The sequence below is a fragment of the Thermocaproicibacter melissae genome, from assembly GCF_024498295.1.
In the GTDB taxonomy this organism is placed as follows: domain Bacteria; phylum Bacillota; class Clostridia; order Oscillospirales; family Acutalibacteraceae; genus Thermocaproicibacter; species Thermocaproicibacter melissae.
The window spans coordinates 1463875-1486529 of sequence record NZ_CP101827.1 but is presented as its reverse complement, the minus strand read 5'-3'; the positions used below and the strand labels follow the sequence as shown (position 1 = coordinate 1486529).

20 protein-coding genes and 2 other annotated features (1 of these 22 running past the window's edge) are annotated in these 22655 nt (G+C 54.4%); of the genes, 8 read left to right on the top strand and 12 right to left on the bottom strand.

All coding sequences use genetic code 11. The annotated features are described in order from the left end of the window. Nucleotides 1-85: a binding site (T-box leader), on the bottom strand (it extends 158 nt beyond the left edge of the window). Nucleotides 86-278: 193 nt separating this feature from the next. After that, nucleotides 279-531: a binding site (T-box leader), on the top strand. An 80-nt stretch (nt 532-611) separates the two neighbouring features. Further along, nucleotides 612-2345 carry a carbon starvation CstA family protein gene (locus tag NOG13_RS07290; RefSeq protein WP_283109912.1) on the top strand — a complete coding sequence of 578 codons (1734 nt, stop codon included), beginning with the start codon at nt 612-614 and terminating at the stop codon, nt 2343-2345. A 73-nt stretch (nt 2346-2418) separates the two neighbouring features. On the opposite strand, the gene NOG13_RS07285 is transcribed toward NOG13_RS07290, so the two are convergent. The 3 genes from NOG13_RS07285 to NOG13_RS07275 form a co-directional block, all read right to left on the bottom strand. After that, nucleotides 2419-3189 (bottom strand): SDR family NAD(P)-dependent oxidoreductase, encoded by a 771-nt coding sequence (locus NOG13_RS07285; RefSeq protein WP_283109911.1) that lies wholly within the window; start codon nt 3187-3189, stop codon nt 2419-2421. Nucleotides 3190-3202: 13 nt separating this feature from the next. After that, on the bottom strand, nt 3203-4066 hold the full coding sequence (locus NOG13_RS07280; RefSeq protein ID WP_283109910.1) for a putative ABC transporter permease: 864 nt from the start codon (nt 4064-4066) through the stop codon (nt 3203-3205). A gap of 85 nt (nt 4067-4151) precedes the next feature. Further along, the gene (locus NOG13_RS07275) at nt 4152-5516 is read right to left on the bottom strand and encodes an oligosaccharide flippase family protein (protein ID WP_283109909.1); all 1365 of its coding nucleotides are present in this window, start codon (nt 5514-5516) and stop codon (nt 4152-4154) included. Between the two features lie 148 nt (nt 5517-5664). On the opposite strand from NOG13_RS07275, the gene NOG13_RS07270 reads away from it, so the two are divergent. Both NOG13_RS07270 and prmA read left to right on the top strand, forming a co-directional pair. Further along, on the top strand, nt 5665-6147 hold the full coding sequence (locus NOG13_RS07270) for a GNAT family N-acetyltransferase (RefSeq protein WP_283109908.1): 483 nt from the start codon (nt 5665-5667) through the stop codon (nt 6145-6147). Nucleotides 6148-6189: 42 nt separating this feature from the next. Next, complete coding sequence (gene prmA, locus NOG13_RS07265) at nt 6190-7119, top strand: 50S ribosomal protein L11 methyltransferase (protein ID WP_283109907.1); 930 nt, start codon at nt 6190-6192, stop codon at nt 7117-7119. 58 nt (nt 7120-7177) lie between these two features. Here prmA and NOG13_RS07260 read toward each other — a convergent pair whose 3' ends face one another. From NOG13_RS07260 to aroF, 6 genes are read right to left on the bottom strand one after another with little or no spacing between them, the layout of a single operon-like run. Beyond that, a complete protein-coding gene (locus NOG13_RS07260; protein WP_283109906.1) occupies nt 7178-8290 on the bottom strand; it encodes a bifunctional chorismate mutase/prephenate dehydratase in 1113 nt (370 codons plus the stop codon). Nucleotides 8291-8314: 24 nt separating this feature from the next. Continuing rightward, nucleotides 8315-9382 carry a chorismate synthase gene (gene aroC / locus NOG13_RS07255; RefSeq protein ID WP_283109905.1) on the bottom strand — a complete coding sequence of 356 codons (1068 nt, stop codon included), beginning with the start codon at nt 9380-9382 and terminating at the stop codon, nt 8315-8317. Next, nucleotides 9342-10601 carry a 3-phosphoshikimate 1-carboxyvinyltransferase gene (aroA, locus tag NOG13_RS07250; RefSeq protein ID WP_283109904.1) on the bottom strand — a complete coding sequence of 420 codons (1260 nt, stop codon included), beginning with the start codon at nt 10599-10601 and terminating at the stop codon, nt 9342-9344. Before aroA ends, aroC begins: the two co-directional genes overlap by 41 nt. After that, a complete protein-coding gene (gene aroB / locus NOG13_RS07245; RefSeq protein WP_283109903.1) occupies nt 10598-11653 on the bottom strand; it encodes a 3-dehydroquinate synthase in 1056 nt (351 codons plus the stop codon). The genes aroA and aroB overlap by 4 nt, the downstream gene beginning before the upstream one ends. Continuing rightward, entirely contained in the window at nt 11653-12489 is an 837-nt protein-coding gene (locus NOG13_RS07240; protein ID WP_283109902.1) for a prephenate dehydrogenase, read from the bottom strand. The genes aroB and NOG13_RS07240 overlap by 1 nt, the downstream gene beginning before the upstream one ends. Nucleotides 12490-12539: 50 nt before the next feature. Then, nucleotides 12540-13565, bottom strand: a complete 1026-nt coding sequence (aroF, locus tag NOG13_RS07235; protein ID WP_283109901.1) for a 3-deoxy-7-phosphoheptulonate synthase — start codon at nt 13563-13565, stop codon at nt 12540-12542. Nucleotides 13566-14089: 524 nt separating this feature from the next. Between aroF and NOG13_RS07230 the strand changes: the two genes are divergently transcribed. After that, a complete protein-coding gene (locus NOG13_RS07230; protein ID WP_283109900.1) occupies nt 14090-15808 on the top strand; it encodes a GGDEF domain-containing protein in 1719 nt (572 codons plus the stop codon). Here NOG13_RS07230 and aroE read toward each other — a convergent pair. Next, nucleotides 15783-17126, bottom strand: a complete 1344-nt coding sequence (gene aroE / locus NOG13_RS07225; protein WP_283109899.1) for a shikimate dehydrogenase — start codon at nt 17124-17126, stop codon at nt 15783-15785. The two genes, NOG13_RS07230 and aroE, sit on opposite strands and share 26 nt — an antisense overlap. A gap of 203 nt (nt 17127-17329) precedes the next feature. Between aroE and acpP the strand changes: the two genes are divergently transcribed. The 4 genes from acpP to proS all read left to right on the top strand — a co-directional run bounded on the left by acpP (nt 17330) and on the right by proS (nt 20529). Continuing rightward, a complete protein-coding gene (gene acpP, locus NOG13_RS07220) occupies nt 17330-17557 on the top strand; it encodes an acyl carrier protein (protein ID WP_283109898.1) in 228 nt (75 codons plus the stop codon). 226 nt (nt 17558-17783) lie between these two features. Continuing rightward, a complete protein-coding gene (locus NOG13_RS07215) occupies nt 17784-18863 on the top strand; it encodes a sodium ion-translocating decarboxylase subunit beta (RefSeq protein ID WP_283111173.1) in 1080 nt (359 codons plus the stop codon). 15 nt (nt 18864-18878) lie between these two features. Beyond that, nucleotides 18879-19091 (top strand): hypothetical protein, encoded by a 213-nt coding sequence (locus NOG13_RS07210; RefSeq protein ID WP_283109897.1) that lies wholly within the window; start codon nt 18879-18881, stop codon nt 19089-19091. A gap of 1 nt (nt 19092) precedes the next feature. Continuing rightward, nucleotides 19093-20529 (top strand): proline--tRNA ligase, encoded by a 1437-nt coding sequence (proS, locus tag NOG13_RS07205; protein ID WP_283109896.1) that lies wholly within the window; start codon nt 19093-19095, stop codon nt 20527-20529. A 129-nt stretch (nt 20530-20658) separates the two neighbouring features. On the opposite strand, the gene NOG13_RS07200 is transcribed toward proS, so the two are convergent. Continuing rightward, nucleotides 20659-21414 (bottom strand): MBL fold metallo-hydrolase, encoded by a 756-nt coding sequence (locus NOG13_RS07200; RefSeq protein ID WP_283109895.1) that lies wholly within the window; start codon nt 21412-21414, stop codon nt 20659-20661. Nucleotides 21415-21538: 124 nt separating this feature from the next. Then, entirely contained in the window at nt 21539-22573 is a 1035-nt protein-coding gene (gene pta, locus NOG13_RS07195) for a phosphate acetyltransferase (RefSeq protein WP_283111172.1), read from the bottom strand. Between the last annotated feature and the right edge of the window lie 82 nt (nt 22574-22655).

Below are 22655 nucleotides of genomic sequence, written 5' to 3'. Positions count from 1 at the left end.
CGTGTGGGATACGCGCCGCCTCACACCGGCCGGCGGCTCTCTGGATGCGTATGGACCCACATTCCTTCCCAATCAACGCATTTGAAATTGTTGGCTTCAAGGGTAAAACATTTTCTTTTGTTTGTCAAGGGCTTTTTTTGCTTATTTGGACAGATTTGTCAATTTTAACAATTCAACTTGGTAAAATGGTAAATCATTTGCACGGATTCGTACAATTTTTCAAAAGGTGTTGACAAAGTTATTTTGGAGCATTAAGATTATGCTCAAAGAAAAATATCGCAAATGCGAGGAACGGGCAATGCCACGAGACCACTCCTCACAGAGAGCCGCCGGTTGGTGGAAGGCGGCAGGATGTTTCGCAGGCGAATCTCCCGCGAGCAGCGTGCTGAACGGGGAACAAGTAAGCATCGCCGGAACCGGACCGTTATAACCGGGCATATTAAGGCCGCGTGGCGGCCCGATATGGCTGAGTTGGTCGCAGAAATGCGGCAAGCAGAGTGGTAACGCGGAGGTTAAGCCTTCGTCTCTGAGAAATCGGAGACGAAGGCTTTTTTGTTGCCAGCAGATGCGGTATTACCCGAAAATCTACATGGAGAAAGGAAAGAAGCACTATGAACGGATTGGCCATCATTCTCATCGCCATTGCCGTGCTGTTAGGCGGCTACGTCTTCTACGGCAGATGGCTGGTCAAGAAGTGGGGAATCGATCCTCAGGAAAAGACACCTGCCTATGCCCATGAGGATGGGCAGGACTACGCTCCGGCCCCAAAGCAGATTGTCTTCGCGCACCAGTTTTCCACCATTGCGGGTGCCGGACCTGTAACGGGACCGATTCTCGCGGCAATGTTCGGCTGGGTGCCGGCGCTGCTGTGGATTCTAATCGGCGGCGTGTTCTTCGGCGCGGTTCAGGACTTCGGTGCCCTCTACGCGTCGGTGAAAAACGAGGGCAAATCCATTGGGCTTATCATTGAACAGTACATCGGGAAGACCGGCAAGCGCCTGTTCCTGATGTTCTGCTGGCTGTTCTCTCTGCTTGTAATTGCTGCGTTCGGCGACATGGTAGCTTCCACCTTCAGCGCAGCGGTGGCAGACAAGAGCTATTCCCTCGGCGCCGCTGTAACCGTGAGTGCAGCCACGGCTCCCAACGCAGCGGCTGGCTCCATTTCTCTGTTTTACATTCTCGGTGCAGTTTTGTTTGGCCTGTTCCTGAAATATGTAAAACCGAACCAAATTGTTACTTTCCTTGTCGGAATCGCCTTGTTCGTTGCCATGATGGCTGCCGGCATGGTTTGGCCGGTTTACTTAAACAAGATTCAGTGGCTTTTGGTTGTGTTCGCGTATATCTTCTTTGCAGCCGTCGTCCCGATGTGGATTCTGATGCAGCCGCGTGATTATTTAAGCGCGTTTTTGCTAATTTTTATGATTCTCGGCGCGGTCGTCGGCATTTTCGTGACGCAGCCGGATATGAATATCCAGGCGTTCACCAGCTTTAACGTGAAAGGCTCAACGCTGTTCCCGATGCTGTTCGTCACCATCGCCTGCGGTGCGGTTTCCGGCTTCCACAGCCTTGTTTCTTCCGGAACTTCATCGAAGCAGATTCAGAACGAAAAGGATATGCTTCCGGTCGGCTACGGCGCCATGGTTGTGGAGTCACTGCTGGCGGTTGCGGCGCTTGTGGTAGCCGGCGCTGCCGCGAAAAACGGCAAACTGCCAGACGGAACTCCGTTCCAGATTTTCTCCGCTGGTGTTGCGGGCTTCTTCCAGAAGTTTGGGATGTCCGAATATGTTGCAAAGTGCAGCATGACGATGTGCGTTTCCGCGCTTTGCCTGACAACGCTTGACTCGGTTGCACGCATCGGCCGCATGTCCATGCAGGAACTACTGTATGACGAAGACGGTAAGGCACATACTCCGTTGACGAAATTCCTCACCAACAAATATGTTGCTACGGTGATTACGCTGGCCCTTGGCTTTGTTCTCGCCTTCGGCGGCTATAACAACATCTGGGCGCTGTTTGGCTCCACGAACCAGCTGCTCGCCGCGCTTGTCCTCATCGCGCTTGCGGTGTTCCTCAAGACGACGGGCCGCGAAGGTTGGATGCTGTATGTCCCGATGACCGTAATGCTTGTCGTCACAATGACGGCGTTGGTTATGGCTGTCGTCAATATTTTCGTGAAAATGGGCGCCGGCAAATTTGAATTTCTTACAGACGGCTTGCAGCTGATTGTTGCCGTTCTGCTGATGGCGCTCGCCGTCATGGTCGCTTACCACTGCCTGCGCAAGCTGGTAGAAAAACCGGAGGTTCAGAAAACAACGGTCGTAACTGGTGAAACCCAGACAGAATAACTCAAAAACCTTTCTAGCCAAAAAAGCTCCCGAAGGCGGCTTGGTGCCGCTTTCGGGAGCTTTGCTTTTTCGTCTAAATTCTTCGGATCAGCGCCCAAATTCCCATCATCAATTCGCTGGGAATGAACTTTGCCACAATGCGGTGAAGCGTGCAGATAATGCCGGGCGTGGAGACCGCAAACCCGAGGCGACTGTCGGTAAGCGCCATGCGGGCAACAATTTTCTGCCGAGAAGCAAGCGGAAAATGGCGGATATAGGAACTGTCTGCCGTTTTCTTTGCCGTGCCGATGAATTCCGTGTCTTTAATCCAGTAGGGGCAGACAGCGGTGACCTTAATCCCCCGGCCGAACAATTCCACCCTCAGGGCGCGGCTGTAACGGTAAAGAAACGCTTTGGAGGCCGCGTATAGGTTCAGATACTGAAACGGCTGGAATGCCGCCGTGGAGCAGATTTGCAGGATGCGCGCCCCTCTGTGCATATACGGCAGAACGGTTTGCGTCATGTCAACTGCCGCGCGGCAGTTGAGGTCAATCATGGAGTCACAGACTTCGCGCGGGATGGTGCGGTAGCTTCCGATTTTGCCGAAGCCGGCGGCATTGATGAGCACGCGCACGTCGGGCTTTTCGCTTTGGAGCAGATCGTCAAGGATGCGAAAGCTTTCCCGCTCCGTGAGGTCGAGGGGGAGAACACGCAGTTTTGTTTTGACCTGCTTTTCAAGCGCGGTCAGCCTGTCTTTTCTCCGAGCTATGACCCAGATTTCATCGAGATGTTCCGTGCGGTCAAGCAAAATGACGAATTCGCGCCCGAGGCCGCTGGAGGCGCCTGTTACAATTGCTGTTTTCATAATCTTTCCGCCCTCAGTCCTTTTTTATCCGAGACGAAATTGCCGATGGGACTTTTTCGGAGACTTTGTCTGAAACATAATGGACCCCGTCAACGATGCGGCTGCGAACACGCTGTAAAGATTCGTTGCTGCGCAGCGAGCGCATGTGCGGGAAAGCGCGGATAATCCGGCGCTGTGCGGAAGCGAGAAGCCCACCGATTTTGGTGCGGGAATCGTAAAAGCGCTGGATGGCGCTTTTCGTTGCTTCGTCCAGCTTATCGAGGATAGGCGCAGATTGAAGCAGGCTCTTTGTTTCTGCCGTTGCGGCGCGTGCGTGCTCGGTGATGTCGTCCAATACCCTTTGCAGCTCGTCGAGCTTTCCGTTCAGGCTGTACATCGCGTTGATCGAGAGCGCGGTGTCCAGTGCGTAGATCAGTAAGAGAACGACGGCGGTAATCCCTAAGCCTACCGGTGAAAAAAGTGACACCAGCTTCAGAATTGCCGGGTGGATCAGCGCAACGGCAATTACGCTCATCCCGCCGAACAGCAGCGAGTTTTCGAGGCACACCCGTCCCTTAATGTTGAAGGGCTTGTCCGAATAGTCCCAGTAACGGGTGTTGAAGGCTTTTTCCAACAAGAATCCCGTTAGGTACTCCAAGGTGCTGGTGAGCAGGACAGCCGCAAAAAACAGCAGGACAAGATGGTCATGCTCCTTTAAGGGCGAAAGAATCCAGATGACAAGCATCGCGCCAAAGCCGTAGACCGGGCAGACGGGTCCGTTCAGAAAGCCTCGGTTGATGAAATGCCCTGCCGCCACGGAACAATAGATGCTTTCGCACAGCCAGCCGATAAAGCTATATGCCGTAAATATAAGCACAAGTGCAAAAAAATGCAGCATGCGAATTTCCCCTATAACGTCATTCTACGGTTTAATGTTTTCCATATCATTAAAAGTGTATCTTTTCACGGAAGCTTTGTCAATTTCAAAATAATTGTTTGAAAAGAGCAAGGACATAAAACGTAAGCGCGCCGCAGACGGCAGGGTAGATGATCCATGTGAGAATATCAACCTTGAGTTTCGCGAATTTCAGCAGCCTTCCGATGCTCAGTGATGCATTGAAAATCTCGCTTGCGAATAGAATTACAAGGTATGCCTGAATTCCGAACCGGGGAATGAGGAAATAAATGAGGATAACCCGTGAAACAGAGTCAATCGTGTTGACCTTGAGTGAGAACATCTGCTGGTCGAGTCCCTTGAGCAGGTTATCCACGACATTGTCAATGTACATCAGAGGTGCAAGCGGAGCCATGATGCGGAGAATCACAGCCGCCTGAGCGTTGCCGAAAAACACGGTGCCGAGTTCTTCCGCAAACACGATGAAAACAGCAGCCATGGGGAAACCGAACAAAAGGGTATAGCGGAACGCATATTCCGCCTGTCTGGAAATGGAGCGGCGGTCGTTCCCGGCGTTCGCTTCCGCAATTTCAGGAATCAGCAACATGGCGGCGGAGCTGATGAGCGACATGGGGAAGGTGAGAATCGGCATCACCATGCCCTGCACAACACCGTACTGGGCAAGCGAGGCGACGCTGTCCGCCCCGTTTTTGCGCAGCCCGGCGGGAATCAGCAGGTTTTCCGCACCGGAAAGGCTGCTCCGCACAAGGGACCCTGCGAGCATCGGCCCGGCAATATGTACGATTTGCCGTGTTATGCCGCTGCTTTCCTTTGCAAGCCCGTGCCTGCCCACATACGCGAGAAAAACAGGAACAATGTAAAGAACAGCGGCGACTTCACCGAGCGTGGAACCAATCATGAGGCTTTCCAACGGGGGGAGGCTTGAGTGACGCAGCAGGAAAAGCGAAATCCCGATGGTGGCGCCCTGTTCCCAGAAATCGCCGAGAACGGGAATGACGGTGTTCCTCTGCGCGAAGAAGCAGCCCTTGAGCGATGCGCAGCAGGCGATGAACGGAAGACCAAGCGCCAGAATCCGCAGCGGGCGGGCCGCAAGCCGGCTGTGAATGAAATTCTCGGCGATGAAATCCGACGCCAGAAAGAGCACCGAGAGGGCGATTCCGCTGAGCACAAGCGCAAGCCCGAGGCAGCGCCGCACGCATCCGGCAGAGGCTTTTCCTTCCGCCGCAAGGCGCGTCATGGCAAGGCCAAAACCGGAGGTGCACGCCGTGACACCTAAGAAAAAGACGGAGAAAATGAGTTGGTAAAGTCCCATGCCGTCTGCGTCGACATAAGACGTGATTACGGTTCGGAACCAGAGTCCCAGCATTCTTAAAAAGAACCCGCTCAGCGTGAGCACGGCAGTATTCAGCAAAAATCTGCGCTTTTTGTTCATCTGACAAACCACCTGAAGTTTTGTTCGTGAAAAAGTTTTGTTAGTCAAATGTATTCGCGCAGAGAACGAATTAAGTCTATATTTTCAGCGCATAGTCGGGTATAATGAAAACTGACCGGCTGTGCCTGCGAAGATCGGAGGAATCGCAGTGCTGCATGATATGCTTGTGAAGCTGTATTCATTGGAGGAAAAACCGGAGCTTTGCAGGAAATTGAAGGAAATCGGCATTTCCGTAAAACGCGCGATGCCGGTGGATAAAGGACACATTGTTCTGTTTGTGCGCAACAATTTCGGGGACGGCCCGGCGAACGAATGCTCCTATTCCTTTACAAGCCACCCGGTAAACTGTTTTATTGCCGTGCGTGAGAAGCGGATTATCGGCTTTGCGTGCTACAACACGGCGGCAAAGGACTTTTTCGGGCCGATTGGGGTATATGAAAAATACCGCGGAATGGGTGTCGGCGAAGCACTGCTGCGGGCGGGCCTGCTGGCTTTGAAGAACAGCGGCTTTGCCTATGCGATTGTAAGCTGCACCGAAGAGACCGAGGGGTTTTACCGAAAAACCGTCGGCGCGACGATAATTGAGGATTCGTTCCCCGGAGTTTACCAAAATATGATTTCAGTCGATTGAACGGCGAAAAGCGCGGCGCCAAAAACCGGAAGGAGAAAAGAAATGGATTGGACGGAAGTCAAAATTACGGTTGATGCAGAGAAAGTCGACCTTGCGGGAGACATTGCCCAGATGACGGTTCCCTACGGAATCTATATTGAGGACTACTCCCACCTCGACGAGGAAGTCGAGGAGATTGCCCACATTGACTTAATCGACGAAGAGCTGAAGAAAAAGGACCGCACGAAGGCGGTCGTTCATGTCTACATCAGCCCCGACGACAACCCGGCGGAGGCGGTGGCTTTCCTCACGGAACGCTATGCGGCCGCGGGAATCCAAAGTACCATCGAGACCTCGGCGTGTGTGCAGGAGGACTGGATTAATAATTGGAAAAAGTATTTTCACCCGATTCCGGTCGGCAAGAAGCTGCTTATTCGGCCTGACTGGGAGCAGACGGAGAATCCGGAAAACCGCATTGTCCTCAATCTGGAGCCGGGCGTTGCATTCGGCACAGGAACGCACGAGACGACGCGCCTGTGCATGGAGTTCCTCGAGGAATATGTAAAACCGGGGAGCACAATACTCGACGTCGGGTGCGGCAGCGGAATTCTCTCCGTTGCGGGACTTCTGCTCGGCGCAAAGAGCGCGGTGGGCGTCGATATTGACCCGCTTGCCGTGAAAACCGCCGTACAGAACGCGGAGCGCAACCATGTTGGGGACCGCTTCACGGGCATCTGCGGAAACCTGACGGAGCAGGTGCACGGAACCTTTGATGTGGTGGCGGCCAACATTGTAGCCGACGTCGTCATTGAACTGACGCAGAACATCGGGCAGTACCTCGCTCCCGACGCGGTTTATCTGATGAGCGGCATCATCGACGAGCGCGAGCAGGATGTGCTCGACGCGCTCAAAGGAAAATTCGAAGTCATCGCCCGCCGCGAGGAAAAAGGCTGGGTGGCCCTGGCGGCGAAAGCTGTTCCGCAGAAGGGATAACAGAACAAAACAGCCCTCGGTTGAAAAGCCGAGGGCCGTTTTTTATATGCGTGATTCATCATTCGATTTCATGGTAGTTGCCGAGGAACGTGAAGCGGGGAAGCTCATCGTGCAGCACGCAGAGAAGGCCGAGCGTGCGTTCCTCTCGTGCGCTGCCCGTGAAGTCAAGGTAGAAATCATACTCGAAGTTTTTTCCGGGAATCGGGCGCGATTCGATTTTCGTCAAATTCAGCCCCGCGGCGGCAAAGCGCGTTAGCACTCCGGAAAGCGAACCTATGGTGTGGGGCAGCGAAAAGCACAGACTGATTTTATCCGCATCGGCGGGGATGACTATTTCTCGGCCGATGACAAGAAAGCGCGTGCGGTTGCCGGAAACATCTTGAATATCTTCCGCAAGAATGTTTAAGCCCCGCTCCTTTGCGGCGCACAGCGAGCAGACTGCCGCTACACCGGGTTTTTCCGCTTCCTCCGCAGCAGCCGCCGTGCTGGAGCAAGGTTTGGTCTCCCAGCCATGTGCACGGAGAAATCCCGTGCATTGGCGCAGGGCTTGCGGGTGCGAATAAACGGTATGAATTTTATGGATATCGGTTTCCGCAGAAGCAAGGCAGTGGCGAATTGGAAGGCTCAGTGCACCCAGAATGGAAAAACGGTATTTCAGAATCAGGTCGTAGACTTCGCCCACGGAACCCGCGGAGGAGTTTTCCACGGGTACGATCCCGAGCGACGCGGAGCCGTCTGCCACCGCCTCGAATACGGCGGAAAAGTCGTCAAGCAGCAGCGGCTTTGCGTTTGGGTACAGGCGAAGCATGGCTTCGTGGGAAAAGGAGCCGCTCTGCCCGAGACAGGCGACGGCCTTGGGGGAAGGCAGTACCGACGAAGCGCGTTCCACAGCATCCCGCAGTTCTTTTCCCGCACCGAGGATTCGGTGCTGGGCGGCGCGGCTCATCGTCATCATGGTGGAGTACACGATTCTTGCTTCTCCGCCGTAACTGCCGGCCTTTGCCGCAACGTCGTCTAAAATCTTCTTTTCACGCACCGGGTCGAAAACAGCACGGCCGGTGCCTTTTTTGATTTCCGCAACCTTCTCCGCGCATTTCATGCGGCGCAGGAACAGCGGAAGAAGCTGCGCGTCGATTTCATCAATTTCGCTTCGGATTTCCTCAAGCGTCATGGCTTTCTCTCCATTCACGGCAGATTAAAGCAAAAGGTCCAGTATGGCAACGGCCGCGGCAGATTCCACAGCAACGGCGGCGCGCGGCACGATGCACGGGTCATGGCGGCCATGCACCGTGAGCGTGGTGTTCTTTTTGGCGGCAAGGTCAACGCTTTCCTGCTCACGGGCAATGGAGGGCGTCGGCTTGAACGCGGCGCGGAAAATCATCGGCATTCCGTCCGTGATGCCGCCTAGGATTCCGCCGGAATTGTTCGTCCGCGTCTTTACGGTATCTCCGTCATAATAAAACGGGTCGTTGTTTTCGCTCCCGAACATTTCGGCACAGCGAAAGCCCGCGCCGAACTCAATCCCTTTGCAGGCGGGGATTCCGAACACCAAAGAAGCGATGGAAGATTCCACACCTTCGGAAAGCGGCCCGCCGAAGCCGCCGGGAACCCCCACAGCGGCACATTCCACAACGCCGCCTACGCTGTCGAGCGAAAGCCGAGCCGCTTCGATTTCCTCGCGCATGGCGGATTCGGCAAGCGGGTCGACGGTGGGAAAATATTTGGAGGAAAGCGAGTCAAGAAGCTCTGCCGATACGTTTACCGGGTCAAACGGGGTGTCGGTTTTGCCGTGAACGGAAAGCACATGGCTTCCCACGGTTACGCCGCGCCGCTTTAGAATCTGGCGGCAGACCGCCCCGGCAAAGACGAGCGGTGCGGTCAGGCGGCCCGAGAAATGCCCTCCACCGCGCACGTCCTGAAAACCGCGGTAGCGAAGGAACGCGGTGTAGTCGGCATGGCCGGGGCGCGGAATGTTTTGAAGATTGTCGTAATCCGAAGAATGGGTGTTCGTGTTGGCAATGACGGCGCAAAGCGGAGCGCCGGTTGTCTTGTTTCCGAGCATTCCGCTCAGAATCTTCGGCTCGTCGCTTTCCTTGCGCGAGGTAGCGGAACGATCGTGCCCCGGCGCGCGGCGGGCCATCTGCGCAAGAATACCCTCCATGTCGATTTCTTCGCCGGCGGGAAGCCCCTCCAGAACCACGCCGATAGCCGGCCCGTGGCTTTCACCGAAGATTGTCAGATTCAGCCGAGTTCCCCATGACATACGCTTTTCCTCCCAACCGGTTGTAATCCCGGAAGAAATCCGGGTAGCTTTTCCGAACACTTTGAGCGTCCGTCAGAATCACTTCGCCCTCGGAACGGAGCGCCGCGACAGCCAGTGCCATCACAATGCGGTGGTCTCCGTAGCCTTCCGCGGTTCCTCCGCGCAGGCGCGTAACGCCGGTGATTTCAAGGCCGTCCGGCAGCTCACGCACTTGCCCGCCGAGGCGGTTCAGGCCTTCCGCCATTGCCGCGAGGCGGTCGCTTTCTTTCAGCCGCAGCCGCCCGGCGTTGGAAATGCGGGTTACCCGCCCGGGCAGAAGCGCGGCGGCTGCGGCAAGGGCAGGCACCAAATCCGGAATCTGCGATGCGTCAATTTCGGGAATCGCGTCGGGCAGGATTCCGGAGCGCACGGTGAGTACACCGTCCTTCCAAGATATCTGTGCGCCGAAGTTCCGAAACAATGCTTCTGCGGCGCGGTCACCTTGGCAAGAATCCGCCAGCAGGCCGTGAAGTTCGATCGGCCCGCCGAGGATTCCGGCTTCGAGAAAGAAGGCGGCCTGCGACCAGTCGCGCTCCACCGTGTACTCCGGGTTTGGGCGGTAGCACTGGTTTCCCGGAATATGAAAGCCTGTTTGTGTCGGAACAGCCGTAACGCCGAACGCCTGCATTGCCTTTAGTGTCATGTCCACATAGGCGGCGGATTCGAGCGGCGTGGTGAGAACGATGTCGCTGTCTCCATTTAAAAGCGGAAGGGCGAGAAGAAGCCCTGTTACGAATTGCGAGCTGATATTCCCCGGCAGGCGGAATTCGCCGGGAGTAAGCTGTCCCGAAACGGTCAGCGGAAGTCCGCCTGCGGTTTCACAGTGGATACCGTGCGGAGGCAGACAGTCGAGATACACCCCGATGGGCCGCTCCGGCAGGCGGCCATGGCCGATGAAGGTAGTTTTCCTGCCGAGTGCCGCAGCGAGCGGAATCAGAAAGCGGAGCGTTGAGCCGGATTCTCGGCAGTCGAGCACAGCGGGGGAGTTGTCTCCATCTAGAAGAAGCGCGGCACATTCGCGGGTCGCGGCAATGTCATCGCTTACCGCTTCGTTCTCCGGCAGCAGAAGATTCTGCCCCGCGAGCGCAGCGCAGAGAACAGCTCGGTGCGCGGCGCTCTTGGAAACCGGCACGGTAAGCGCTCCGTGAAGAACGGAGGGGAGAATCCGTACCCGACTCATCGCAGCGCCTCCGTCAGTTCCAGAAGGCGTTTTTTGTCCACGGGGTAGAGAAAGCTCTCGCCGATTTTCTTCAGCATCACAAGGTTGATGACGCCGCCGCGGGCCTTTTTATCCAGCAGCGCGGTTTCGACGATTTTGTCGATGCTTTCATCGCTTTCCACAGGCAGACCGTATTTTTTCAGCACAGACGCAATTTCTTCTGCGGTGCCCGGCTCGGTCAGGCCTGCCCTTTCGCCGCATTTTGCCATCATTACCATCCCGATGGCGATGGCGTGCCCGTGAGAAAGGCCTTGGTAGCCGTTCAGCTTTTCGAGTGCGTGGCCGAAGGTGTGGCCGAAGTTCAGCAGCATACGCTCGCCGTTGTCGAATTCATCCTGCTCGACAGCGGCGCGCTTGATTTTGAGGTTTTCCGCAATCACATATTCCATGTGGCAGCGGATGTCCGTGTCGCGGATAAAATTGAAAAGCGCGCGGTTTTTAATGCACCCATGCTTAATGGCTTCGCTCATCCCGTCTGCGAAGAATTCAGGGGGCAGGGTGTCAAGCGTATTCGGGTCAATCAGCACAAACGAAGGCTGATGGAATGCCCCCACGAGATTTTTGCCCTGCGGAATGTCAACCGCCGTTTTGCCCCCGATGGAAGAATCAATCTGCGCGAGGAGCGTGGTGGGAATCTGCACAAAGGGAATCCCGCGCAGCCAAGTCGCAGCGGCAAAGCCGGCCGCATCCCCCGTAACGCCGCCACCCAGCGCGACGACGAAATCGCTGCGGGTAAGGTGCGCGTCCGCAAAGGCGCGGTACATAGCTTCCACAGTGGAAAGGCACTTGCTCGTTTCGCCTGCCGGGAAAACAAAGACTTCGGCGGTAAATCCGGCCCCGCGGAGCGACTGAATAACGGTATCGGAATACAGCGGAGCGACATTGGAGTCGGTAACGACAACGGTGCGCGCGCCGGACGGGAACACGTTGGCAATCAACTCTCCCGCGCGGGAAAGGCAGCCTTTCTCAATCCAAATCTTGTACGGCGATGAGGTATGTACGGTAAGCTCCATTATTCTCCCAATCCTTCCTTTACAAGCCGTCCGCGGCGGAGAAGAGCGCGAAGCTGCTCCGCGTCGTTTGCGGCGATGGCATCGCGGATTTCGGTAATATGCAGAGTGAGCGTGTCCAATTCTTCAACGAGCGCGTCACGGTTTTCGAGGAACAGTTCCGTCCACATGACTTCGTTGATGTTGGCTACGCGGGAAACGTCGCGGTAGCTTCCGGCGGAAAATCCCTTGTGTTTCGGGCATTGGGGGCTCATGACATACGAACAGGCAAGCACATGGGGAACCTGACTGGTGAACGCAATGATATGGTCGTGTTCCTCCGGAGTCGTTTCCGTGATGCCGGAAAAGCCGAGGGGCAGAACAAGCTCCGTCAGTGCCTCCACCGCGGCGCGAGGCGCGCCGCAGGGCACGAGAATGTAGCTTGCCCCGAGAAACAGATCGGCGTCGCTCTGGCCAAAGCCGCTTTTTTCTCTGCCTGCCATTGGGTGCGAACCGATAAAAGTGAAGCCGCCTTCCTCCGAAAGCTTTTTCATGCGCGGGCAAAGCCAAGATTTAATGCCGCAGGTATCCGTTACGATGCAGTTGCGGTTTAAATATTTGAGGTGCTCCCGCAGCCATTGTTCGCAGATTTTGGGGTAGAGGCAAAGAAAAACAAAGTCCGCGTTCGGCAGGTCATCCGGCGTTCCAATCTTTTCGATGGCGCCGGCTGCAAGAGCGGCTTCTGCTGTCTCCCTGCAGCAATCCATGCCGATGACGGTGCAATCGGTATATTTGCGAAAGGCTTTGGCAAACGAACCGCCAATCAGCCCAAGCCCCACAATGACGACATTTTGTTTCATAACGCTCCTCCGCTTTTTCTATTTGCATCATTATAGCACGAAAGCGGGATTTATTCTACGGCCCGGCCCAAAGCCTTGGCAGCCGCTTTCACGCGGGCGGCCGTGTGGTCGAACTGGTCCGGCGTGAGAGACTGCGCGCCGTCGGAGAGTGCGTGCTTCGGGTCGTTGTGAACCTCAATGATAAGGCCGTCAGCTCCGGCCGCAACAGCGGCAAGCGCAAGCGGCTCCACAAGCCAAGAGATGCCGGAGGCATGACTCGGGTCCACGATGACAGGAAGATGCGAAAGGCGCTTCAGCACCGGGACAGCGGAAATGTCGAGCGTATTGCGCGTGTAAGTCTCAAACGTGCGGATGCCGCGTTCACACAAAATGACCTGTTCGTTGCCGCCCGACATAATGTACTCGGCGCTCATCAGAAGCTCTTCAATGGTGTTTGAAAGGCCGCGCTTGAGCAGAATCGGCTTGTTGATGCGGCCGAGTTGCTTGAGCAGCTCAAAGTTTTGCATGTTTCTCGCTCCAACCTGAATTACATCGACGCCCTTTTCGAGGAAGAGGTCGATGTATTTTTCACTCATGATTTCCGTGACAATGGGCAGGCCGGTTTTCTTTTTTGCTTCCGCAAGCAGGTCCAGCCCTTCGGCCCTCAGGCCTTGGAACGAGTAGGGCGAAGTGCGCGGTTTGAAGGCGCCGCCGCGGAGGAACTGCGCGCCTGCCTTTTTTACACGCTCCGCTACCTCGCAGATTTGCTCAGAGGATTCCACCGAGCAAGGCCCGGCAATCAGCGCGATGCTGCCGTCGCCGATTTTTTGCCCGCTCGGCAGCGTGATGACGGTGTCGTCCGGATGAAACTTCCGGTTTGCTTTTTTGTAGGGTTCTTGTACGCGCTTGACGCTTTCCACGCAGTCCTGCGCGGCAATGGAATCAATATCAATGCTCGAGGTGTCCCCGATGAGGCCGAGAACGGTGCTCTGTGTGCCGAACCAGATATTCACCTGCACACCGTATTTCTTTTGCAGAGATGCAGCGAATTCTTTTGCCTGTTCCGCGGAACAGCCGGATTTTAGAATGATAATCATGTTATTTTCCTCCGTTTCAGCCTTTTGAGAATGGCGTTAATAGTATTTGCATCGATTAATTGCAAAGCAAAAAAGGCGGAGCCGCTTCCGGCTCCGCCTTTTATTTTGCCAAAAATTTACGGCAAGGGTGCAAACATGCCCCTTCCTGCGGAAATCGGTATGACGGCTGTTTTTCTGCATGCAAAAGCGTCCCACGCCATATACGAATAGCGGGGATAGGAATAAGCCATAAATCGATTGCCGCAGAACATTGCTGCCATGCCGAGTTTCACACCCTTCTGACTGTTTGGAATTTATCTTAGTACAAAGATAACGTGCTGTCAAGAAATTTCGACAGTTATTTCCTTTTTAAAATATGTAAAATAAAAGTAATTTGTGAAAATAATTCTAAAAAGTAATCAAAGGAATAATTGTAAAAAATATAATTAATTTACATATTCAAACAAATTTACATGTTGTTATAAACATTTGTGGAAACATCATATAGCAGGGATGCCGGTTAAGAATTGAGGCGGAAATTCGCAATGAGCGAAGTCGGTTTGAATATTTCGCTGCTGGATCAGCTTGGGCTGGGTGTTCTGAAAATCAGAGACGACCCGGAACTCACGATTTTGTCTGCCAGCGCCGGGTTTTACGATATGCTGGGTTACTGCGAAGGAGAAATCCGCAGGCTTCGCGAACCGGGTGAAAAGCCTGTTCTTCGGGAGGCGAACCCGGAAGACTGGGAAGCACTCTTGCGGCGTGCCGGTGACCAGGGGCATGTTGTTGTGCAGCTGAAGCTGATTCGCAAAGACGGCCACCACATCTGGGTCTCATTTCGTGCAACACGCTGTTCGGAGGGCGGAGAGAGATTCTTCTTGGGGATTGTCGACAATATCACACTGGCGCGCAGGTTTCAGCGAATTCAGCGGGAACAGAAGGAAGAACTCGAAGCGCTCACAGCGAACATTCCGGGCGGCGTACTTCGGTTCCGCGCAGACGAAAATTTAACGCTGAATTTCGTCAGCGACGGATTCTGCCGAATTTCCGGCTATACGCAGCAGGAGATTGTGCAGGTATTTCAGAGCCGGTTTTTGGAGATGGTCTTCCCGGCTGATCGCCCCGGTCTTCTGGAACAGATTCGCAATGCCAAAACGTGGGACGACCGTGTGGTTGCTTTTATGTTCCGCGTGGTGTGCAAAGACGGCAGCGTGTTGTGGATGCTGAACAAGGCGCGCTGTATGGTGGATGAAAACGGAACGGTGTGGATTTACAGCGTGCTCATTGACGTAACCTCCATCAAAGAAGCGCAGGATGAGCTGAAGGCCAGCGAAGAGCGGTTTCGCCTGATTTTGGAGAATGCTACATATCCGGTGGTGGACTGCAATTTCAGCACAGGGGAGTTTTACTTTTCCGGTCCGTTCCGGAAGAAATTCCGCGATACGAATTTGCACCTGAAAGCGAACGAACTCCTTCCGTTCCTGAAAAAAACGGATTTTGTCTTTGAAGAAGACCGCCCCGCCTTGCTGGATTACTGTAAGCGGGTTATGAGCGGGCAGAAACCAGACGACGAAGATTTCCGCTTCCGCTCCAGTGACGGAACCTACATCTGGTGTACCCTGAAGTGTACATTGTTCTGCGACAGCGCCGGTCAGCCTGCAAGGCTTATTGTGATGTTTACGGATATCGACCACAAGAAAAAAGAGGCCCTAGACCTGCGCCGAAAGGCGGAGCATGATCTTCTTACGGGCCTTTATAACCGCTTTTCAGCTATCGCAATGGTTAATGCAGCCATTGCGCACAGCACGGAAAACGAGCGGCATGCACTTTTCGTCGTGGACATTGACAACTTTAAAAAAATTAACGACAGCTTGGGCCATCTTTCGGGTGACAAGGTAATTGCCGAACTCGCGAGAAGAATCCGCGCATTGTTCCGAGAGAGCGACATCGTCGGCCGCGTCGGCGGCGACGAATTCATCATCTTCATGGAACACACGGACCCGGCTGCGGCCGTTAAAAAAGCACAGGCGCTGAACGAAACCATCGCCTCCGTTCAAAGCGCAACGTCACATATTTCCGGAAGTGTGGGGATTGCTTTCTTCCCGGCTGACGGAAAAAGCTACGACGAGCTGTTCCGTAAAGCAGACACGGCGATGTATTGCGCTAAGAGAAAAGGCAAAAATTCTTTTTGCATCTATTGCAAGGGAATGAAAATTTCGGACATTTCCTACAATTCCCTTAAGCAAGAGAGAGAAGCCGAATAACGGATTCTACGGTTTCTTCCGGCGTGCCGTCGGCGGGTACGGTGAAATCGGCTGCAGCGCGGTAACCTGCAAGCCGCTCCCGGTAAAGAAAATCAATTGCATCCGCGCTGTTTGGCTGGTGCAGGAGCGGACGAGCGGTGTCATCTTTCAGCCGTTCCCGTACCGCTTCCAGAGAAGCGTCCAGCAGAACAACAATGCCGTTTGCCCGCAGGGCAGCGGCATTTTCCGGCTTCAACAGGGTTCCTCCGCCGGCAGCAATCACAAGCCCGCCGGAGTGCGAAAGTTCCTTCACGGCATCCGTTTCCATCTGCCGGAACGCCGGTTCCCCTTTTTTGGCAAAGATTTCGGAAACGGACATTCCCTGCTTCTGCTCAATGTACTCGTCCAGGTCCACAAAGCGGCGATTCAGTCGTTTGGCTAGAATCCGGCCGCAGGTCGTTTTTCCGCACCCCATGAATCCGCAGAGCGTGAGATTGCCGAACCGCGCCCTCACCTGAAGGGAGGTTTCCGCAAACAGCGCCTGCAGGTCTTTAGCGGAAAAATGTGTACCGAGCCAGATTTCCTCGGCGGCCGCGGCTTGGCAGACGAGCATGCCGACGCCGCCCACCGCCTTTTTTCCGAGGCGTTTTGCGATGGAGAGGAGCTTTGTTTCATCAGGATTGTAAACAGCGTCAAACACGCAAGCGGAATTTGCCACAAGCTCCTCCGAAGCGGCGCAGGTTTCCGGATGCGGAATCATGCCGGCTGGCGTTGCGTTGACGAGAAGGTCCCATGTTCCGCTCAAATTTGAGATTAAGCAGCTTTCCGCGGTTGTGCCCGGAATTTTTGCACGAAGCTCGGCGCATAGACGCTGCGCCGAGGGGAGGCTGTGTTCCCGCGCGGCAACGGTGATACGGGCACCCGCGTGAGCCGCTTCAAAGGCGATGGCGCGCGCGGCGCCTCCGGCACCGAGAATTGCGACCCTTCCGCCAAGCGGAACGCCGGCAAATTCCAGTGCACGGCGGAAGCCTTCGCCGTCCGTCGTGTAGCCAATCAGACGCCCATCCACATTTTTTACGGTGTTGACGGAGCCAGCTTCCTCGGCGCGCGGGTCCAGCGAATCGAGAAAACGAATAATTGTTTCTTTATGGGGAATCGTGATGTTGAACCCGTCAAGCGTCCGCAGAAACGGGACGGATGAGGCGAGATTCTCCGGAGAAATATCGTGCAGGGTATAGGAGGCATTGACTCCGGAGAGGGCGAAAAGCTTTGAGTGAAGGAACGGTGACATGCTGTGGCCTATCGGATGGCCAATCAGGGCAAAACTGCAGGTGTTCACACAAATCTCCCCTAAAAAAGAATGAAAAAGGATATTGACAAAGAATCACTTTGCTAATAATATGTGGATAGTGTTTCGGTTCCCCGGAAAAACCGCGGGGAATTTCGCTTTTGTGGCAATTGTAGCACGCCATTGTCCCCGTTGTCCACAAAAGGCTGTATTTTAGGATGAGCGGGGCATCCCATTTCTTAAGGAGGATAAGCATGGTTTTAGAGAAAGTAAAGGCGATTCTGAGCGAGCAGTTTGATGTTGAGGAGGATTCGATTACCCCGGACACCAACATCGCTGACGACCTCGGCGCAGATTCTCTGGATGTTGTCGATCTGCTGATGTCAATTGAGGACGAATTCGAGATCGAGATTCCGGATGAGGAAGTGGAGAACCTCAAGACGGTTGGGGAATTGGTCAAATATATCGAAGACCACCAGTAATCTGGGCAGAACTCTGCTCATTTATTATCCGCCATGCAGCGCATGGCGGATTTTTTGCATCGCCGTGCAAAACTTCATGGAAAAGTCGGTAGTGCTTGAAAAACGCACTGTCGGTCTTTATAATAAGAGAGTATGACGTAAAATACGATAATAGTGCGAAAGGACGTTTCCCCGTTTGGAACAGTTTACTTTTCTCATCCAAGGATTTCAGGGAATCACCTGGAAGATGCTGGTGATGTGGGTCGTCGGCGGCCTTCTGATCTGGCTTGCGATCAAAAAGGACTTTGAACCATCGCTGCTCATTCCGATGGGTTTCGGCGCAATTCTCGTCAACCTGCCGTACACCGGCGTTCTGGGCGACAACGGCATTGTGCAGTGGCTTTACCACGCGGGCATCAGCGCTTCGGAAGCCATGCCGCTGCTTCTGTTTGTCGGCATCGGTGCCATGATTGACTTCGGGCCGCTGCTTTCCAACCCGCGCATGTTCCTGTTCGGTGGCGCGGCGCAGTTCGGCATTTTCTTCACGGTGTTTATGGCGGTGCTGCTCGGCTTCCCGCTCAAGGACGCAATATCGGCCGGTGTCATCGGTGCAGCCGACGGGCCGACCTCCATCCTTGTTGCGCAGACGCTGAAAAGCAATTATGTCGGCGCAATCACGGTTGCGGCTTATTCGTACATGGCATTGGTTCCGGTCATTCAGCCGTTTGCCATTCGCCTTGTTACGACGAAGAAAGAGCGCAAAATCCGCATGCCGTACCGCCCCGAGTCGGTGTCTAAGACAACAAAGATTCTGTTCCCGATTGTCGTAACCTTGATTGCCGGCCTGATTGCTCCGGATTCCGTTGCACTGGTAGGCTTTTTGATGTTCGGCAACCTGATTCGCGAATGCGGTAAGCTCGAAAGTCTCTGCAAAACGGCAGAAGGGCCGCTTTCCAATTTGATTACCATTTTCCTTGGCATTACGGTTTCGTTCCAGATGCAGGCGGAAAAATTCGTTCGCTGGGACACGCTGCTTATCATGGCGCTGGGCCTTTTTGCCTTCGTTTTCGACAGCATCGGCGGCGTACTCTTTGCAAAACTGATGAACCTGTTTCTGCCGGAGGGGAAGAAGTTCAACCCGATGGTCGGAGCGGCCGGAATTTCAGCATTCCCGATGTCTGCGCGTGTGATTCAGAAAATGGGTCTGGAAGAAGACAACCAGAACCACCTGCTGATGCACGCGGTCGGCGCAAACGTAGCAGGCCAGATCGGCTCGGTTGTAGCCGGCGGTATCCTGCTGAAGCTCGCGGAAACGCTGATTCACTGAGGAGGCTGAGAAGAAATGCGCTTTCTTGATTATCAAGGCCCGATGGGTCAGGTAACCGGCGATTCCATCAATGCGGCGCTGCAGGCAATGGGTTTCGGCATGCTCGGAATTTTCCTCGTCATGCTGCTCATCTGCGCCGTAGTAGTAGTTCTGAATCGTGTGACGGAAAAGAAGAAAACCGGTGCGAAGCAGACAGAAGACGCCGGTTCTAAGGATAAGGGGAATTAAAATGGCTGAACAAAAAAAGATGGTAGAAGCAATCACTCCCATGGAGGAAGATTTCGCCCAGTGGTACACTGACATTGTAAAAAAAGCGGAACTCATGGATTACTCCAGCGTGCGCGGCTGCATGGTCATTGAACCGTACGGCTGGGCCATCTGGGAGAATATTCAGCATTACCTCGACACGCGTTTCAAGGAACTCGGCCACGTGAATGTCTCCATGCCGATCTTTATTCCCGAAAGCCTTCTCAACAAAGAGAAAGAGCATGTGGAAGGATTTGCTCCCGAGGTAGCATGGGTGACAATGGGCGGCGAGGAGAAGCTGCCGGAGCGTATTTGTGTGCGCCCGACCTCCGAAACTTTATTCTGCGACCATTACGCCCGCGTGATTCACTCTTGGCGCGACCTGCCGAAGCTCTACAACCAGTGGTGCTCCGTTGTCCGCTGGGAAAAGACAACGCGTCCGTTCCTGCGCTCGGTAGAGTTCCATTGGCAGGAAGGCCACACCATGCACGAAACGGCGGAGGAAGCAATCGCCGAAACCAAGCAGATGCTGAATGTTTACGCCGATTTCTGTGAACAACAGCTCGCCATTCCAGTCATCAAGGGACAGAAGACCGAAAGCGAGAAATTCGCCGGCGCGGAAGCAACGTATACCATCGAGGCTATGATGCACGACGGAAAAGCGTTGCAGTCCGGCACGAGCCATTACTTCGGCGACGGCTTTGCCAAAGCCTTCAATGTTACCTTCCAGGGCCGCGACAATTCGCTGTGCCATCCGTTCCAGACTTCTTGGGGCATGAGCACGCGCATCATCGGCGGCATCATCATGACGCACGGCGACAACGACGGCCTTGTCCTGCCGCCTGCCGTTGCGCCGATTCAGGTCATCATTGTTCCGGTCGCACAGCACAAGCCGGGTGTTCTCGACAAGGCTCGTGAGCTGGAGGCTCGCCTGAAAGGCCGCTTCCGTGTGAAGGTTGACGACTCCGACCAGTCACCGGGCTGGAAATTTGCCCAGTATGAGATGAAGGGCGTTCCGCTCCGTCTGGAAATCGGGCCGAAGGATATTGCAAACGACCAGTGCGTACTGGTTCGCCGCACGGACCGCGAGAAAATCTTCACGCCGCTTGCCGGACTGGAAGACGCCGTTGCGGAGCAGCTCGAAAATGTGCGCAAGCAGATGTATGACCGCGCACTGGAGCGCCGTGAGAGAATGACATACGTTGCGAAGAATCTCGACGAAATGAAAGAGATTGCAGACACGAAACCGGGCCTTGTGAAAGCTATGTGGTGCGGTGACGCCGCCTGCGAAGCGAAGATCAAGGAAGTTGCGGGCCTTACTTCCCGCTGCATCCCGTTTGAGCAGGAGCATCTTTCCGACGTCTGCGTTTGCTGCGGTAAACCGGCAGACAAAATGGTTTACTGGGGCAAAGCATATTAATAAACAGAAAGAAATCGGCGAATCGAGTGTATCGGTTCGCCGATTTTTTCCATAGGTTGTCGGGCAATCCATAGCAGAAGGAGGGCGCGGAATTTTCCGCGGCCCTCTCTTTTTCTTATGTAGATTGTTTCAGCCGTTGTAAACGACTTTCCATTGTTTCTTGTCGCCGTAGGGATGTGCTTTGCTGACTTGGCCGAACCACTCATAGGGCTCGTCGTTTTGAGTTTTGCCTTCGATAACTTCCTGAACGGCGTCGCGTTCTTCCTTGCAGTGCGAAGCAGGCAGAGGTTCATTGGTGGAATGCCCGGTAAAGATTTTGTCAAACGCTCCGCCAAGTGCCAGCAGATTGTCCAGCGAATGCACAAGCGTCGTCAGCGGAAGCGATTTTGGAAGCTGCATCCAGACATGCGGGACAATCGTGTCGCCGGAAAAAAGGATGCGGTCTTTGCGGTCGAGCAGGCAGATGCTGCCCGGCGTGTGTCCCGGAGTTTCAATAACCTCAAGCTGAACTCCGCCGAGGTCGAAGACATCACCGCCGTGAATCGGAACCATCTCGGCCGGCTTCAGACCATATTTCTGCGCTGCTTCCTGAAATTCGGGACTGTGAAAACACTCCTCCGCGAGCGTTACGTCCGCCGGATGAAGAAAAGCGCGGTCAAAATAGACGTTGCCGATAATATGGTCCGCATGTCCATGCGTGTTTACGACGGTCAGCGGGAGATCGGTCAGCGTTTGTGCAATGGCACGCACATCTTCATAACCGTTCATCGTGTCGATGATGAGTGCTTTTTCTTTGCCGGCTACCACGTAGCCGGTGCCTTCGTTGTTGTCGTCCAGCAGCCAGATGTGGTCATTAATCGGAACAACCTTAACACGCTCAAACATAGAATTTCCTCGCTTTCTTCTAAGTATAAAATTTTATATAAAAAACCCGGCAACAGCAGAAGATCGTGAGATGAGTTCACTGAGGCCGGGTTTTCACTTTATTTCAGAGAGATAAATCCGCTAATTAGTTGTTCTGGGCCTGTACGGCGGTGATGGCAATGACGCCGACAATGTCCTCAGCCTTGCAGCCGCGGGAGAGGTCATTGACCGGTTTTGCGATGCCCTGGAGGATTGGGCCGTAGGCGTTTGCTTTTGCAAGACGTTCCACGAGCTTGTAGCAGATGTTGCCGACATTCAGGTCAGGGAATACCAGCACGTTTGCGTGGCCGGCAACCTTGCTGCCCGGAGCCTTGGAAGCGCCGACCGACGGAACAAGCGCCGCGTCTGCCTGCAGCTCGCCGTCGAGCAGGAGGTCAGGAGCTTTTTCTTTTGCGAGCTTCGTTGCTTCCACAACTTTGTCAACAAGCGCATCCTTGCCGCTGCCGTAGCTGGAGAACGAAAGCATGGCAACCTTCGGCTCTGCGCCGACGAGGGCTTTGAAAGATTTTGCCGAAGCAATGGCGATTTCGGAAAGCTCGTCCGCGTTCGGGTTGATGTTGAGGCCGCAGTCTGCAAACACAAAGGTGCCGTTTTCGCCGTATTCGCAGTTCGGAACGGAGATGAGGAAGAAGCCGGAAACGAGCTTGGAATCCGGAGCGGTGCGGACAATCTGCAGCGCCGGACGGAGTGTGTCTGCCGTGGAGTGGCAAGCGCCGGAGACCATGCCGTCTGCCGCGCCCTTTTTCACCATCATGACGCCAAAATAAGTGGCATCACGCATCATTTCGTCAGCTTTTTCCGGGGTCATGCCCTTTGCTTTGCGCATTTCATAAAAAGTCTTTGCATAGTCGTCATGGAGCGGAGTGTTCGCCGGATCAATAATCTTTGCGCCGGTGAGGTCCAGTCCCTCGGCGACAGCCTTGATTTCCTTTTTGTTGCCAAGCAGAATCACATTGGCAATACCCTGTTTCAGCACTTCGGCTGCAGCGGTTACAACGCGCTTGTCGGTGCCTTCTGGCAGGACAATGGTTTTCTTGTCCGCTTTTGCGCGCTCAATGATTTTTTCCATAAAGTCCATGGGAAAACATCCTTCCTTGTAGAAAAGTTGTGACGGTTCCAGTCCATTGGCAATCCGATTGTTTTGGGCCGGCAGTAAGATAATCTGCGGGGCTCGAATAGTCACATTTATTATTATACATCTC

What these genes read in the sequence shown, in the direction of transcription:
- NOG13_RS07230 (WP_283109900.1), top strand. Translation starts at nt 14,090, where the DNA reads ATGAGCGAAGTCGGTTTGAATATTTCGCTGCTGGATCAGCTTGGGCTG.
- prmA (WP_283109907.1), top strand. Translation starts at nt 6,190, where the DNA reads ATGGATTGGACGGAAGTCAAAATTACGGTTGATGCAGAGAAAGTCGAC.
- proS (WP_283109896.1), top strand. Translation starts at nt 19,093, where the DNA reads ATGGCTGAACAAAAAAAGATGGTAGAAGCAATCACTCCCATGGAGGAA.
- NOG13_RS07215 (WP_283111173.1), top strand. Translation starts at nt 17,784, where the DNA reads ATGCTGGTGATGTGGGTCGTCGGCGGCCTTCTGATCTGGCTTGCGATC.
- aroF (WP_283109901.1), bottom strand. Translation starts at nt 13,565, where the DNA reads ATGATTATCATTCTAAAATCCGGCTGTTCCGCGGAACAGGCAAAAGAA.
- aroC (WP_283109905.1), bottom strand. Translation starts at nt 9,382, where the DNA reads ATGTCATGGGGAACTCGGCTGAATCTGACAATCTTCGGTGAAAGCCAC.
- aroB (WP_283109903.1), bottom strand. Translation starts at nt 11,653, where the DNA reads ATGGAGCTTACCGTACATACCTCATCGCCGTACAAGATTTGGATTGAG.
- NOG13_RS07240 (WP_283109902.1), bottom strand. Translation starts at nt 12,489, where the DNA reads ATGAAACAAAATGTCGTCATTGTGGGGCTTGGGCTGATTGGCGGTTCG.
- aroA (WP_283109904.1), bottom strand. Translation starts at nt 10,601, where the DNA reads ATGAGTCGGGTACGGATTCTCCCCTCCGTTCTTCACGGAGCGCTTACC.
- NOG13_RS07285 (WP_283109911.1), bottom strand. Translation starts at nt 3,189, where the DNA reads ATGAAAACAGCAATTGTAACAGGCGCCTCCAGCGGCCTCGGGCGCGAA.
- NOG13_RS07210 (WP_283109897.1), top strand. Translation starts at nt 18,879, where the DNA reads ATGCGCTTTCTTGATTATCAAGGCCCGATGGGTCAGGTAACCGGCGAT.
- NOG13_RS07275 (WP_283109909.1), bottom strand. Translation starts at nt 5,516, where the DNA reads ATGAACAAAAAGCGCAGATTTTTGCTGAATACTGCCGTGCTCACGCTG.
- acpP (WP_283109898.1), top strand. Translation starts at nt 17,330, where the DNA reads ATGGTTTTAGAGAAAGTAAAGGCGATTCTGAGCGAGCAGTTTGATGTT.
- NOG13_RS07280 (WP_283109910.1), bottom strand. Translation starts at nt 4,066, where the DNA reads ATGCTGCATTTTTTTGCACTTGTGCTTATATTTACGGCATATAGCTTT.
- NOG13_RS07290 (WP_283109912.1), top strand. Translation starts at nt 612, where the DNA reads ATGAACGGATTGGCCATCATTCTCATCGCCATTGCCGTGCTGTTAGGC.
- NOG13_RS07260 (WP_283109906.1), bottom strand. Translation starts at nt 8,290, where the DNA reads ATGACGCTTGAGGAAATCCGAAGCGAAATTGATGAAATCGACGCGCAG.
- NOG13_RS07200 (WP_283109895.1), bottom strand. Translation starts at nt 21,414, where the DNA reads ATGTTTGAGCGTGTTAAGGTTGTTCCGATTAATGACCACATCTGGCTG.